Annotated in this window: 10 protein-coding genes; 7 read left to right on the plus strand and 3 right to left on the minus strand. The window is 70.8% G+C overall.

Annotated features, from left to right (window positions below; all coding sequences use genetic code 11):
- Nucleotides 1-5 precede the first annotated feature (5 nt).
- From ACIQ7M_RS19305 to ACIQ7M_RS19335, 7 genes are all read left to right on the plus strand, one after another.
- The gene (locus ACIQ7M_RS19305) at nucleotides 6-1,094 is read left to right on the plus strand and encodes a glycine betaine/L-proline ABC transporter ATP-binding protein (protein ID WP_403645606.1); all 1,089 of its coding nucleotides are present in this window, start codon (nucleotides 6-8) and stop codon (nucleotides 1,092-1,094) included.
- Nucleotides 1,094-3,094 carry an ABC transporter permease gene (locus ACIQ7M_RS19310; RefSeq protein ID WP_403645609.1) on the plus strand — a complete coding sequence of 667 codons (2,001 nt, stop codon included), beginning with the start codon at nucleotides 1,094-1,096 and terminating at the stop codon, nucleotides 3,092-3,094. Before ACIQ7M_RS19305 ends, ACIQ7M_RS19310 begins: the two co-directional genes overlap by 1 nt.
- A gap of 13 nt (nucleotides 3,095-3,107) precedes the next feature.
- Nucleotides 3,108-4,076, plus strand: a complete 969-nt coding sequence (locus ACIQ7M_RS19315) for an ABC transporter substrate-binding protein (RefSeq protein ID WP_355773952.1) — start codon at nucleotides 3,108-3,110, stop codon at nucleotides 4,074-4,076.
- Between the two features lie 216 nt (nucleotides 4,077-4,292).
- Entirely contained in the window at nucleotides 4,293-6,731 is a 2,439-nt protein-coding gene (locus ACIQ7M_RS19320; protein ID WP_403645613.1) for an FAD-dependent oxidoreductase, read from the plus strand.
- A gap of 99 nt (nucleotides 6,732-6,830) precedes the next feature.
- Nucleotides 6,831-8,063, plus strand: a complete 1,233-nt coding sequence (locus ACIQ7M_RS19325) for a sarcosine oxidase subunit beta family protein (RefSeq protein WP_403645616.1) — start codon at nucleotides 6,831-6,833, stop codon at nucleotides 8,061-8,063.
- Between the two features lie 11 nt (nucleotides 8,064-8,074).
- Nucleotides 8,075-11,350, plus strand: a complete 3,276-nt coding sequence (locus tag ACIQ7M_RS19330; RefSeq protein WP_403645619.1) for a sarcosine oxidase subunit delta family protein — start codon at nucleotides 8,075-8,077, stop codon at nucleotides 11,348-11,350.
- Complete coding sequence (locus ACIQ7M_RS19335) at nucleotides 11,343-11,945, plus strand: sarcosine oxidase subunit gamma (protein WP_403645622.1); 603 nt, start codon at nucleotides 11,343-11,345, stop codon at nucleotides 11,943-11,945. The genes ACIQ7M_RS19330 and ACIQ7M_RS19335 overlap by 8 nt, the downstream gene beginning before the upstream one ends.
- A 214-nt stretch (nucleotides 11,946-12,159) precedes the next feature.
- Here ACIQ7M_RS19335 and ACIQ7M_RS19340 read toward each other — a convergent pair whose 3' ends face one another.
- From ACIQ7M_RS19340 to ACIQ7M_RS19350, 3 genes are all read right to left on the minus strand, one after another.
- Nucleotides 12,160-13,401 (minus strand): GAF domain-containing protein, encoded by a 1,242-nt coding sequence (locus ACIQ7M_RS19340; RefSeq protein WP_403645625.1) that lies wholly within the window; start codon nucleotides 13,399-13,401, stop codon nucleotides 12,160-12,162.
- Between the two features lie 184 nt (nucleotides 13,402-13,585).
- A complete protein-coding gene (locus ACIQ7M_RS19345) occupies nucleotides 13,586-14,170 on the minus strand; it encodes a class F sortase (protein WP_403645937.1) in 585 nt (194 codons plus the stop codon).
- Nucleotides 14,171-14,374: 204 nt separating this feature from the next.
- Nucleotides 14,375-14,866 carry a sortase gene (locus ACIQ7M_RS19350; protein ID WP_403645629.1) on the minus strand — a complete coding sequence of 164 codons (492 nt, stop codon included), beginning with the start codon at nucleotides 14,864-14,866 and terminating at the stop codon, nucleotides 14,375-14,377.
- Nucleotides 14,867-15,077 lie beyond the last annotated feature (211 nt).

Raw genomic sequence — 15,077 nt, forward strand, 5'->3', positions numbered from 1 at the left:
CGATCGTGACCCCAGCACAGACGGAGGTGCCGCAGCGGCGCGGCACGTCCCAGGACTCGGCCCCCACCCCGGTCATATCCGTGCGCGAGCTGTGGAAGGTGTTCGGGCCGAAGGCGGACCAGGTACCGGACTCCGAGGAGCTGTGCGGGCTCACCCGACGCGAGTTGATGGACCGCACCGGATGCACCGCCGCCGTGCGCGACGTGAGCTTCGAGGTCTCGCCCGGCGAGGTCTTCGTCGTCATGGGTCTGTCCGGCTCCGGGAAGTCCACCCTGGTGCGATGTCTGACCCGGCTGATCGAACCCACCGCGGGGGAGATCGTCTTCGAGGGCGAGGACATCCGTGACGCGGACGCCAAGCGGCTGCGGGAACTGCGCCGCCACAAGTTCTCCATGGTTTTCCAGCACTTCGGGCTGCTGCCGCACCGGAGGGTCGTCGACAACGTGTCGTTCGGCCTCGAGATCCGCGGCATGAGCAAGGACGAGCGCACCAGGCGGGCGCTCGAGGTCGTCGAACTGGTCGGCCTCTCCGGCTACGAGAACTCCTTCCCCGACCAGCTCTCCGGCGGTATGCAGCAGCGCGTCGGCCTGGCCCGGGCGCTGGCCGGCGACCCGGACGTACTCCTCTTCGACGAACCGTTCTCGGCGCTCGACCCGCTGATCCGCCGGGACATGCAGAACGAGGTCATCCGGCTGCACCACGAGGTCGGCAAGACGATGGTGTTCGTCACCCACGACCTTTCCGAGGCGCTCAAGCTGGGTGACCGCATCCTCATCATGCGCGACGGAAAGACGGTCCAGTGCGGTACCGGCGACGAACTGGTCGGCGCCCCCGCCGACGACTACGTACGCGAGTTCGTCAAGGACGTGCCGCGCGGCGACGTACTCACCCTGCGCTGGATCATGCGCGCGCCGGAGGACGGCGACGAACTGGACGGCCCCGAGCTGGGCCCGGACGTCGTGGTGAAGGAGGCCACCCGGGCGGTCCTCGCGTCCGACAAGCCCGTCAAGGTCGTCGAGAACGGCAAGCTGCTCGGCATCGTCGGCGACGAGGAGATCCTCGCGGTGGTCGCCGGGCGGAAAGGCGACGCGTGATGACCGTCGCCATCGAGAAACCCGGCGAAGCGGAGGACGTGGAACCGGCCGAGCCCGCCAAGGGCGCGCGCAAGGTCGGCCGGCCCATGATGATCGGCGCGATCCTCGTCGCCTGGCTGGTGCTGTTCGCCGTCCTGCGCGGAACGCAGACCCTGTCCCTGGCGGCGGCGGATCTGACCGATCTGCACCGGTGGATCAACGACCTCAACGACTCCATCGGCGCCAACCGCAACTCCAACCCGCTCTTCCTGTACTTCTTCAACGAGATCCGGCTGGTCATCGACAACCTGGTGACCTTCGTCCAGCACCTGATCTCCCAGCCGTCCGGGGCCCGCCCGGTCCCGCAGATCGGCTGGCTCGGCGTCGTCGGCATCGCCGGGTACGTCTCCTGGGCCGTGGGGAACTGGCGCGTCGGGCTGCTGGCCTTGGCGGGCTTCACCTTCCTCGGGCTCCAGGGGCTGTGGCAGGAGAGCATGGACACCCTCGCCCTCACCCTCTCCGCGGTGTTCGTGGCGCTGCTGTTCGCGATCCCGCTCGGGGTGTGGGCGGGGCTGTCCGACCGGTTCGACCGGATCATGACGCCCTTCCTGGACTTCATGCAGACGATGCCGACCTTCGTCTACCTGGCACCGCTGACCCTGTTTTTCCTCATCGGCGGAGCGTCCGCCACCATCGCCACCGTGATCTACGCGGCCCCGCCGACGATCCGCATCACCGCGCACGCCATCCGCAACGTGTCGAGGACGACCGTCGAGGCGGCCGACTCCCTGGGCGCCACCCGCCGTCAGTCCCTGCTCAAGGTCCTGCTGCCGATGTCCAGGCGGACCGTGGTGATGGGCGTCAACCAGACCATCATGGCCGCCCTGGCCATGGTGACCATCGCGGCCCTGATCAACGCGCCCGGCCTCGGCGCGAACGTCATCCAGGCACTTCAGTCGCTCGACGTCGGCACGGCCTTCAACGCGGGCCTGGCCATCGTGGTCATGGCGATCGTCCTGGACCGGGTCACGACCGCGGCCGGCACCCGAGAGGAGTACGCGCGGCGCTCCGGGAACACCTTCGCGAAGTGGCGGCGGCCGCTGCTGGGCGCGGGCGCGGTGGTCACGGCGGTCCTGATCTACATGTCGCACACGTATCTGTGGGCGGCGGACTTCCCCGGCGACGGCACCATCGGCGGCCACATCGGGAGCGCGGCGGACACCGCGACCAACTGGGCGCAGGACAACCTGTCGGGTCCGACGAACGCGATCCGCGACATCATCACGAACGTCCTGCTCAATCCGTTCCAGACACTGCTCACCGACTCCCCGTGGTGGCTCGTCGGCGCGGTGCTGGTCTCGCTGGGCCTGGTGTTCGGCGGCTGGAAGGCCGGGGTCACCACGGCCGTGTGCGTGGGTCTGCTGGTCGGCACGGGTGTGTGGTCGGACGGCATGACGACGCTGGCCTCGACGCTCGTCGCCACGGTGCTGGTGATGGTGCTCGGCATCGTCTTCGGCGTGTGGATGGGGCGCAGCATGCTCGTGGACCGGCTGATCCGGCCCACCCTGGACGCGGCACAGGTCATGCCACCGTTCGTCTACCTCGTACCGTTCCTCGCGCTGTTCGGCGCCACCCGCTTCACGGCCATCGTCGCGGCGATCGTCTACGCGGCGCCCGTCACGATGAAGATCATCGCGGACGGGATCCGGGCCGTGCCCGAGACCACCGTGGAGGCGGCCGCCTCCGCCGGGTGCACCACCTGGCAGATCATCACCAAGGTCCAACTGCCGATGTCACGCGGTGCCCTGACGCTCGCGACCAACCAGGGCCTGATCTACGTGCTGTCGATGGTTGTGGTGGGCGGCCTGGTGGGAGCAGGTGCCCTGGGCTACGACGTCGTGGCCGGATTCTCGCAGGGAGAGCTGTACGGCAAGGGCCTGGCGGCCGGATGCGCCATCGTCCTTCTCGGAGTCATGTTCGACCGGATCACTCAGGCAGCGGCGCGTCGCGCGGGCACTTAAGGAGCACGACACCATGGCAAGAAACTGGCGAGCCGGCGCGGCCGGCCTGGCCGTCCTCGGCCTCACCCTCACCGCGTGCGGCGGGGCGAAGGTCGGCGACTCCTCCTCGGGTTCGAACAGCACGGGCAGCTCGGGCAAGTGCGGCACGTTCAACCTCGCGGTCAACCCCTGGGTGGGTTACGAGGCCGACGCGGCCGTCGTCGCGTACGTCGCCGAGCACCGTCTCGGCTGCAAGGTCGACAAGAAGAACCTGAAGGAAGAGATCGCCTGGCAGGGCTTCGGCACCGGCGAGGTCGACGCCGTCCTGGAGAACTGGGGCCACGACGACCTGAAGAAGAAGTACATCACCCAGCAGAAGACGGCGGCCGAGGCAGGGGAGACCGGCAACAAGGGCATCATCGGCTGGTACGTGCCGCCATGGCTGGCCAAGGCGCACCCCGACATCCTCCAATGGAAGAACCTCAACAAATACGCGTCGAAGTTCAAGACGTCCGAGTCGGGCGGCAAGGGCCAGCTCCTGGACGGCGATCCCTCGTATGTCACGAACGACGCGGCGCTGGTGAAGAACCTGAAGCTGGACTTCAAGGTGGTGTACGCGGGCAGCGAGACCGCCCTCATCCAGGCCTTCCGCACCGCCGAGAAGAACAAGCAATGGGTGATCGGCTACTTCTACGAGCCGCAGTGGTTCCTGTCCGAGGTGCCGCTGAAGAAGGTCACCCTGCCGGAGTACACGTCCGGCTGTGACGCCGTCGCGGAGAAGGTCGCCTGCGACTATCCCGTCTACGACCTGGACAAGATCGTCAGCTCGAAGTTCGCCGAGTCGGGCAGCCCCGCCTACAAGCTGGTGAAGAACTTCAACTGGACGAACGAGGACCAGAACACGGTCGCCAAGTACATCGCCCAGGACAAGCTGTCCGACGATGCGGCGGCGAAGAAGTGGGTGGACGCCAACAAGGTCAAGGTGGACGCCTGGCTCAACTAGCCCGAGGCCACGGGCCGGTCGGAGATGCCCGGCGGGCGGTGCGCGCAAGTGCGCGCCGCCCGCCGGGCATTGCCGTGTTCCAGGCGGTATTTCGGTCTGTTCTCCAACGTCGTGGACCCTTGACACCCCGTCTCCGCGGCGGGCACATTGAGTTGCGCAACCTGAACTATGTTGCGCAGTCGGCAACTCGACGGTGTTGATTTCGGAGGTGCGGCGATGGCGGGACCCCGAGTGGTGATCATCGGAGCGGGCGTCGTGGGAGCGGCCCTCGCCGACGAGATCTCCGCGCGCGGCTGGAACGAGGTGACCGTGGTCGACCAGGGCCCGCTGCCGGCCACCGGCGGATCGTCGTCGCACGCCCCGGGCCTGGTCTTCCAGACGAACTCCTCCAAGACCATGACCGAGTTGGCCCGCTACACGGTCGAGAAGTTCTGTTCCCTCGACGTCGACGGCGAGCCCTGCTTCCTCCAGGTCGGCGGCCTCGAAGTGGCGACCACCCCCGAGCGCGTCGCCGAACTGCACCGCCGCCACGGCTGGATCACCGCCTGGGGCATCGAGGCCCGGCTGCTCAGCCCCGAGGAGTGCGTCGAGCAACACCCGCTCGTCAACCCTGACAAGGTCCTCGGCGGCCTCCTCGTACCGACCGACGGCCTCGCCAAGGCCGTCCTCGCCGTCGAGGCGCAGATCCGCCGGGCCGCCGAGCGCGGCGTACGCTTCCTCGCCCGCCACGAGGTCCTCGACGTCCGGCAGAGCGAGGGCCGCGTCACCGGCGTCCTCACCGACCGGGGCGAGATCCCCGCCGACATCGTCGTGTGCTGCGCCGGCATCTGGGGCCCGAGGATCGCCCGCATGGTCGGCATGAACCTCCCGCTCACCCCGCTCGGCCACCAACTCGCCTGGACCGGACCGGTACCGGCGCTCGCGGGCCAGACCGAGGAGGCCGCGCGCCCGATCCTGCGTCACCAGGACGCCGACCTCTACTACCGCGACCGCTTCGACTCCATCGGCATCGGCTACTACGGCCACCGCCCGATGCCCGTCTCCGCCGACGACATCCTCTCCCTGGACGAGGCCGACGAGATGCCGTCGGTCCTGAAGTTCACCGAGGACGACTTCGAGGACGCCTGGAGCGAGACCCGGGCCCTGCTCCCCGCGACGCGCGAGGCCAAGGTCGAGGAGGGCATCAACGGCCTGTTCTCCTTCACCACCGACGGCCAGCCGCTCCTCGGCGAGTCCTCGGACGTCAAGGGCTTCTGGGTCGCCGAGGCCGTCTGGGTCACCCACTCCGCCGGCGTCGGCCGGGCCATGGCCGAATGGCTGGTCGACGGCCACTGCTCGTCCTTCGACCTGCACGAGTGCGACGTCAACCGCTTCGAACCGCACCAGCTCGCCCCCGAGTACGTCCTGGCCCGCGGCTGCCGGAACTTCGTCGAGGTCTACGACATCCTGCACCCGCTCCAGCCGCCGGGGGAGCCGCGCCCGATCCGCACGAGCCCCTTCCACGCCCGCCAGCGGGAACTCGGTGCCTTCTTCATGGAGGCGAACGGCTGGGAGCGCCCCCAGTGGTACGAGGCCAACGCGAGCCTGCTGGACGGCCGTTCGATCCCGACCCCGAACGACTGGGCGGCGCGCTACTGGTCCCCGATCGTCGGCGCCGAGGCGCAGGCCACCCGCGAGACCGTCGCGATGTACGACATGACGGCACTCAAGCGCCTCGAGGTCACCGGCCCCGGTGCCGCCGCCTTCCTGGAGGGGCTGTGCACCGGCAAGATCGACAAGTCGATCGGCTCCGTCACGTACACCCTCCTGCTGGACGAGGACGGCGGCATCCGCAGCGACGTCACCGTCGCCCGGCTGGCCCGCGACCTCTTCCAGGTCGGCGCCAACGGAAACCTGGACCTCGACTGGTTCACCCGCCACCTCCCCGCCGAGGGCACGGTCCAGGTCCGTGACATCACCCCGGGCACGTGCTGCATCGGACTGTGGGGCCCGCTCGCCCGCAAGGTCCTGCAGCCCCTCACCGCCACGGACTTCTCCGACGACGGCCTGAAGTACTTCCGCGCCCAGCGCGCCCACATCGGCTCCGTCCCCGTCACCGCGATGCGCCTCTCGTACGTCGGTGAGCTCGGCTGGGAGCTGTACACCACCGCCGACCTGGGCCAGAAGCTGTGGGACACCCTGTGGCGGGCGGCCGAGCCGCTGGGCGGCATCATCGCGGGACGCGGTGCCTTCAACAGCCTCCGCCTGGAGAAGGGTTACCGCTCCTTCGGCACCGACATGACCTACGAGCACGACCCCTACGAGGCCGGCGTCGGCTTCGCCGTCAAACTCGCCAAGGGCGACTTCATCGGCAAGGCGGCCCTTGAGCGCCGTAGGACCGACGTACGACGCAAGCTGACCTGCCTCACCATCGACGACCCGCGGTCCGTCGTCATGGGCAAGGAGCCGGTGTACGACGGTGACCGCGCCGTCGGCTACGTCACCAGCGCCGCCTACGGCTACACGATCGGCAAGGGCATCGCCTACGCCTGGCTCCCGGCGGTACTCGCCACCCCCGGCACCACCGTGCACATTCTGTACTTCGACCGGCGCGTCGAGGCGGTCGTCGCCGAGGAGCCCTTGTTCGACCCGACCATGTCCCGCCTCCGTGGCTGAGCGCCGACTTCGAGCCGAGGAGGAACGCGAACGCCGGACGCATGCGACGGCCCCCGAGCACCCGCTGTATCCGTTCCTGTCAGAAGACGGAGACGTCCGATGAGCCCCCATAACCCAGGCGCCGACCTCCCGCACCACCCGGACTTCCTCTGGCGCACACCCGAGCCGAAGCGTTCGTACGACGTGGTGATCGTGGGCGGCGGCGGTCACGGCCTCGCCACCGCCCACTATCTGGCGAAGAACCACGGCATCACCGATGTCGCCGTGCTGGAGAAGGGCTGGCTGGCGGGCGGCAACATGGCCCGCAACACCACGATCATCCGCTCCAACTACCTGTGGGACGAGAGCGCCGGCATCTACGAGCACGCGCTCAAGCTGTGGGAGGGACTCGGGGAGGAGCTCGACTACCCGATCCTCTTCTCCCAGCGCGGTGTGCTGAACCTCGCCCACAGCCTCCAGGACGTCCGCGACAGCGTGCGTCGCGTCGAGGCGAACCGCCTCAACGGCGTGGACGCGGAGTGGGTCGACGCGGACGGGGTCAAGGAGCTCTGCCCGATCGTCAACATCTCGCCGGACGTGCGCTATCCGGTCCTGGGTGCCACCTACCAGCCGCGCGCCGGCATCGCCAAGCACGACTACGTGGCGTGGGGCCTGGCCCGCTCGGCGGACGCCGCCGGCGTCGACATCATCCAGAACTGCGAGGTCACCGGCCTGGACATGGTCGGCGACCGGGTGGTCGGAGTCCGGACGAACCTCGGCCCCGTCGCGGCGGGCAAGGTGGCACTCTGCTCGGCGGGTCACACCTCGGTCCTGGCCGCCATGGCCGGCATCGAACTCCCCATCCAGAGCCATCCGTTGCAGGCGCTCGTGTCCGAGCTGCTGGAGCCGGTGCACCCGACGGTCGTCATGTCCAACGCGGTCCACGTGTACGTCAGCCAGGCGCACAAGGGCGAGCTGGTGATGGGCGCGGGCATCGACTCGTACAACTCCTACACCCAGCGCGGTGCCTTCCACATCATCGAAGAACAGATGTCCGCGGCCCTGGAGCTCTTCCCCGTCTTCGCCCGCGCCCATGTGCTGCGAACCTGGGGCGGCATCGTGGACGTGAGTCCCGACGCCTCGCCGATCATCGGGCTCAGCCCCGTCGACAGTCTCTATCTCAACTGCGGCTGGGGCACGGGTGGCTTCAAGGCCACGCCGGGCGTGGGCTGGGTCTACGCCCACACCATCGCCCACGACACGCCGCACGCCCTCAACGCCCCCTTCTCGCTCGACCGTTTCACCACCGGCGCGCTCGTCGACGAGCACGGCGCCGCCGCGGTGGCCCACTAGGGAGCCCGACCATGCTGCTCATTACCTGCCCGTGGTGCGGGCCCCGCGACGAGGCCGAGTTCCACTACGGCGGCCAGGCCCACGTGCCGTACCCCGAGGACCCGTCGGCCCTCACCGACCAGGAGTGGGCCCGCTACCTGTTCTTCCGCGACAACCCGAAGGGGTCCTTCGCCGAACGCTGGAGCCACGCCGCGGGCTGCCGCACGTGGTTCAACGCGGTACGGGACACGGCAACGAACGAGATCCTCGCGGTGTACCGGGCGGGTGAGGAACGCCCGGCAGGGCTTGAGCCCCGCCCGGTGCACCCGGCCTGTCCGGGGGTACCCCCTCCGGGGGAGTTCGCGGACAGGGCTCCTTCAGGGCCGACGGGGGTACAGGGGGCGGGACCCCTTCAGGACGGGACGGGCAGGGGCGGAGGGAGCGCCGCATCCATCGGCGGCTCCGCCGCGGGCCGGCCGCTCCGCCACCCCACCCGCGGCCGAATCCACCGCGACGCCCCCCTCACCTTCACCTTCGACGGCACCGACTACCAGGGCTACCGCGGCGACACCCTCGCCTCCGCCCTCCTCGTCAACGGCGTCATCGAGACCGGCACCAGCATCAAGTTCGGCCGCCCCCGAGGCACCTTCTCGGCCGGTGTGGAGGAGCCCAACGCGGTCGTCCAGATCGAGGCGCCCTTCCCCGAGCCGATGCTCCCCGCGACCACCGTCGAGCTCTACGACGGCCTGGTCGCGAGCAGCCTTTCCGGCCAGGGCCGCCTCGCCACCGAACCGGACCCGGCCCGCTACGACGCCGTACACGCCCACTGCGACCTGCTGGTCGTCGGCGCGGGGCCGGCCGGCCTCGCCGCGGCGGCGGCCGCCGCCCTCAGCGGAGCCCGTGTCATCCTCGCCGACGACCAACCGGAGCCGGGCGGCAGCCTCCTGGGCACGGCCGAACACCTCGACTGGGTGGCGGAGGTCACCGGGCGGCTCGACGACGCCCCCGAGGTGCGCGTCCTGCGCCGTACCACTGTCTTCGGCCACTACGACGACAATCACCTCCTCGCCGTCGAACGCCGTACCAACCACCTCGGCGCCGACGCCCCCGAACACGTATCCCGCGAGCGCGTCTGGCGCATCCGGGCGCGTCGCGTCGTCCTGGCCACCGGCGCCCACGAACGCTCGCTGGCGTTCGCGGACAACGACCGCCCCGGCGTGATGCTCGCCGCCTCGGCCCGCACCTACGTCAACCGCCACGGTGTGCTGCCCGGCCGCCGCGCGGTCGTCCTCACCACCAACGACAGTGCCTACGCGGCAGCGCTGGACCTCGCCGCGGCCGGCGTGGACATCGCGGCGATCGTCGACACCCGCCCCGCACCGGGAGAGTGGGCGGAGCGCGCCCGCCAGGCGGGCATCGAGGTGGTGGCCGGGCACGCCGTCACCGGCACGGAGGGCGAGGCACGGCTCACCGCGGTGACCGTCGCCCCGTACGGAGGGTCCGCCCCGTACGGCGAGTCCGGGGGACAGCGGGAGTTCACGGCAGACCTGCTGCTGGTCTCAGGCGGCTGGAACCCGGTGGCCCACCTGTTCAGCCAGTCGGGCGGCACGCTGCGGTACGACGAGGCACTGGGCTCCTTCGTGCCGGACACCTGCCGGCAGGCGGTCGAGGTCGTCGGCGGCGCGAGCGGCGTCCTCGATCCGGCCGACGTCCTGGCCCAGGGCGCCGCCGCCGGTGCCCGCGCGGTCGAGGCCGAGGGCTACACCCCGCGGGTGCCCCGCCTGCCTGTGGTGGCCGCACGGCCGCGGCAGACGCCGGCGATGCACGTGTACGTCGTCCCCGGTGCTTCCGACGCCCCCCGCTTCGTCGACCTCCAACGCGACGTCACCGTCGACGACCTGGCCCGGGCGGCCGGCGCCGGTCTGCGCTCGGTGGAGCACACCAAGCGCTACACGACGGCGGGCACCGCCAACGACCAGGGCAAGACCTCCGGGGTTCTGGCCAGTGGCGTCGTCGCCGAACTGCTCGGCGTGGACATCTCCGCGCTCGGCACGACCACGTTCCGGCCGCCGTACACGCCGGTCTCCTTCGCGGCGCTCGCCGGCCGCGGCCGCGGCGCCCTGAGCGACCCGGTCCGCACGACCGCCCTCCACGAGTGGCATGTCGCGCACGGCGCCCTCTTCGAGAACGTCGGCCAGTGGAAGCGCCCCTGGTACTACCCGCGAGACGGCGAGGACATGCGGGCCGCGGTCCTGCGCGAGTGCGCCGCCGCCCGCGACGGCGTCGCCTTCATGGACGCCTCCACGCTCGGCAAGATCGACGTACAGGGTCCGGACGCGGGTGTCTTCCTCGACCGGCTCTACACCAACATGATGAGCACTCTGAAGGTCGGCATGATCCGCTACGGCGTCCTGTGCCGCCCGGACGGCATGGTCCTCGACGACGGCACCGTCATCCGCCTCGCCCAGGACCGCTTCCTGGTCACCACCACGACCGGCAACGCGGCCCTCGTACTGGACTGGATGGAGGAATGGCGGCAGACCGAGTGGCCCGGCCTGAAGGTCCACTGCACGTCCGTGACCGAACAGTGGGCGACCGTCGCCCTCGTCGGCCCCCGCTCCCGCGACGTTCTCGGCGCGCTGGCACCCCAACTGGCCGTGTCCAACGACGACTTCCCGTTCATGGCATGGCGGGAGACGACCGTCGCGGGCATCGGGGCCAGGGTGTGCCGGATCAGCTTCTCCGGCGAACTCGCCTACGAGATCAACGTGTCCCCCTGGGAAGCACTCACCCTGTGGCAGGCGCTGTACGAGGCCGGTTCCCCGTACGGCATCACCCCGTACGGCACCGAGACCATGCACGTCCTGCGCGCCGAGAAGGGCTACCCCATCATCGGTCAGGACACGGACGGTACGGTCACGCCGCAGGACCTCGGCATGAAGTGGGTGGTGTCGAAGAAGAAGCCCGACTTCATCGGCAAGCGCTCCTACGCCCGTGCCGACAGCGTCCGCCCTGACCGCAAGCACTTGGTCGGCCTTCTCCCCGAGGACCCGGGCACCTTCCTTCCCGAGGGAACCCACCTGGTCGCCGACAGCGAACTGCCCGCGCCGCCCGTCCCCATGCTCGGCCACGTCACCTCCAGCTACCGCAGTGCCGCGCTCGGCCGGACCTTCGCGCTCGCCCTGGTCAAGGGCGGCCGGGAGCGCATCGGCGAACGGCTGTACGCCTCTGTCGGAGACGGGCTGGTCCCGGTGACCGTCGCAAGCCCCGTCCTCTACGACCCGGAGGGAACCCGTCGCGATGGCTGACACCGCCCTGCCCGCCCCGCTCCGCAGTCCCTTGTCGCAGGTCGCGGACCGCCTGGCCGCCGTGACCCGCACGTCGGGGGGCGCGCTCCGGCTGGCCGAACTGCCCTTCCTGGCCCAGATCGACGTGCGCCTCGACGCCAAGGGAGCGGCGGCGGACGCCATCGGGCTCGCGCTCGGCCTGCAACTGCCCCTCGAACCCAACACCGTCGTACGCGCCGGGGAATCGGCCGCGCTGTGGCTCGGCCCGGACGAATGGCTGCTGGTCGGCCCGCCCGGCAGCGAACGGGACCTGGAGAGGCGGATCCGGAAGGCAGCGGGAGACGAGCCCGTCTCCGTCACCGACGTCTCCGCCCAGCGCACCACGCTCCTCGTGACGGGTCCCCGCGCTCACGATCTGCTGGCGCACGGCTGCGCGCTGGATCTGCATCCGAGGGCCTTCGGCTCCGGCCGCTGCGCCCAGACGACGCTGGGCCGCACGCAGGTCGTCCTGGTCTCCCGGGACGAACCCGCGGCGGGGTTCTGGGTCCTGGTCCGTTCGTCCTTCGCCGGCTATCTGGCGGACTGGTTGCTGGACGCGGCGGCGGAGTACGTCTGAGCGACCTCGGCGGGGTTGCCCCCGTCCGTCCTCGTGGGAGCCCCCGGTGGCTCCCCCGGGGCTTTGCGCGGCAAGCACGTCACAGCGCGAACGCGCGGCCACCGGGAGCGGCGGCTTCGTGGGGTGCCCCATGCCGTCGGGGGGCTGCATCCAGGCGCGGGACAGTCGGTATGGACGGCCCGGTGACCCGGCCCCGGGGGAAGAGCCCGGCGCCTCAGTTCTGGGCGTGGAGGTGTTCCAGAGCGTCCAGGACGACCGTTCGCCGGTACCAGGAGTTCCAGCGCGCCAAGTCGTTCGCCAGGTTTCGCAGCGCGTTGAGCTGTACGTGCGTCAGCCAGGGGCCCGGCCGGGCGTGGTGGACGGTGATGACGCCCACGCAGGCGCCGTCCTCGGCGAGGGCGGGCACCGCGTACAGGGCTCGGCTGCCCGCGGCCGACGCGGCGCGGCCCACCTCGGTCGCGACGAGGTCGGGGTCGGTCGTGACGTCCGCGACCAACACCGGCCGCCCCAGCAGGCGCGCCCGTGCGCAGACGGCCGGCGGGGCGCCGACCTGCGCGACGCGATCCCGATACGCGGCGTCGAGACCCGAATGGGATTCCAGGACGAGGGAGTTGCCCAGGGCTTGGTCGGTCAGATGTACTTCCGCCCCGTCCGCGTCGGCCACGGCGACGACCTCGTGGACGAGGGTACGCAGCAGTTGCCGCCGGTCGTACGCCCCTTGCTCGGGGACGTCCAGCAGCTCGGGGGAGGGCGGGGGAGTGGGCGGGCGGTCCGGGAACCACCCGGACGAGCGCCCGGCGGGGCGCGGGGCGGTGACGACGGCGGAGGCGAGGACACGCAGCGGCACGTCGTGGCGCCGGGAGGTCTCCCGCAGCAGGTCGAAGGCCGCCTGCAAGCCGGGAAGCGCGTAGCGTTCGAGCACGATTCCCTGGGCCATGCCGATGACGGCGCTGGTCCGGGCCTTCGTGCGCGTGCCGAGGTCATCGTCCGCCTGGTCCTCGTCCGTCTGGTCCTCGTCCGTCTGGTCCTCGGGACCGTCCGCCGTCCCGACGGTCCGGTGCGGCGCGATCTCGGGCAGCGCGGCCAGGGCCGCGTCGAGGGTCGGGCAGACGTACAGGCCGGGCGCCGGCGCGACGGTGAAGATCTCCCGCACGTGCGCGGTGGAGACGATCACCAGGACCGGGTGCTCGGACAGATGACGAGTGTGGGTGTCCAGCACATGGATGCCGGCCGCGCTCAGCAGCCGCAGGCCCGTCAGATCGAGGATCACGCGCCGGTTCGAGCCTGCTGCCCGAAGGTGCGCGGTCAGTTCGTGGCCGAGCGCGGCGGCGCCCTCGGTGTCGAGAATGCCGGACAGGCACAGCACGTCCGCGCCGTCCATCACCCGCCGTACCGTGAGGGTCGCGTTCAGCTCCCGACGGCCGGTTCGCGAGGGAACCGCCTGTTCCTGTGACATGCGGCCCGTCCTTCCCGGAGCGTCGGCCGCTGTCCGACCCTTGCTCCACCTTCACCGCACACGGGCGACAGGGCAAGGAGTAATGCGACGCGTGGCCCGAAGTGTCCCTCGCGAAGCCCCTCCGGCCGCGAGAGGACACGACGCGAAGGCGCACCCCTGCCTGCCATGCCGAGCAGGCGGCGCGCTACCCCGCCGGGGTGTGGCCCTTGGTCTGGCGTGCGCCGGTGAGGGTCGCGTACACCACGACATTGCCGCGGTAGCCGCCGTTCCCGGCCCGGCCGCCGCACGTGATCACGCGGAGTTCGGGCCGGCCCATGTCGCCGTAGACCTTCTTGTCGGGGAACCGGTCCGTGTCGTAGACCTCCACGGCGTCCACGGTGAAGACGGCGGTACGGCCGTCCGCCCGGTCGATCTCGATCGTCCTGCCCTTCGTGAGGGCGCCGAGCCGGTAGAACACGCCGGTGTCTCCGGCGCGTGTGTCCACGTGCCCCGTGGTCACGGCCGTGCCGCGCGAACCCGGCGTCGGGCCCCCGCCGTACCAGCCGGCGAGACCGGCATCGCCCTCGGGCGGGGGCCGCAGAGCCCCCGCCCTGTCGAGGCCCAGCCGTGCCAGGGAGGCGTCCACATCGATCGCGGGGATACGGATGCGGACGGGCTCGGAGCGGGGCAGCGGTGGGGCGGCGGGGTGTGCCGGCGGGGCGGCAAGACCCGCCGACGGGGTGGGGAAGGCCTGGTCGGCCGAGGGCTGCGGGGGCCGCCTGTCGACCATCGTGCCGAGCACCAGCAGGATGCCCGCCACCAGTGCCACGATCAGAAACGTGACCGGTGGGACGAACGTGCGCGTCGGCGCGTCGGCCTTGTCCCTGGATTCCTTCAACGTCGGGCCTCTTGCCTGGAGGGAGCCGGGGGAGTCCGCTCCCGCCGCGCGGGCGTCGGGAGCGGGGTCGGGGGCCTGGGCGGCCGGAGCGGAAGGTCAGGGCCGGGCGCTCTGCGAGCGACGGCGGACCCTGTAGAGGCCCCCGGCCGCGGCCGCCGTGATCAGCGCGCCACCCATGGCCACCTGGGTGTTGGTGTCCTGGGCGTCTCCGAACCCGGCGTGGATGCCCCCGCTCGGCTGCTGGTCCGCGATCTCGTACGTGTCCGTGAGCTTGATCCGCGGCGGGCACTTCACGGTGACGGTGTCGGTGCCGGACGCCCCCTCGGCCGGGATCGTGAACTCACCCACGAGCACGCCCTTGCGGGTGCCGCCGAACATGTGGAACTGACCTCCCGCCGCCGACTCGCCCTTGCCGTACGTCACATCCGGGCCGCAGGCGGTGGTCGTGACCGTGACCGTGGAGCCCGGCAGGCCACTGCCCGGGTCGATACGGAGCTCCGTGTCACCGGCGGCCACGGCGGCCGGGCCCTGCAGAGCCAGGACGCCGAGGAGCAGTCCGACACCGACGCCAATGTGTGTGTTTCGCAAGGGAACCCTCCGACAAAGCAGTGGCCGACCTGTCCGCTCGGCGCTCCTGTGTTCTCCACAGACGAGAAAACCGACGCTCCGTCAGCTCCGCAACAGGAGGCGTCGGCCCAGGTGTCACCCGGCCAGCGGCCTTGTCGCCTCCCGCGCGAGCGTTTACGCAGGTCCACGAAGCGGCCACGCGCCGGTGGCTGTCGTGGCGCAGGAGTCGGAT

Origin of the sequence: Streptomyces sp. NPDC096324, assembly GCF_044763015.1 — a bacterium.
Taxonomy (GTDB): Bacteria; Actinomycetota; Actinomycetes; order Streptomycetales; family Streptomycetaceae; genus Streptomyces.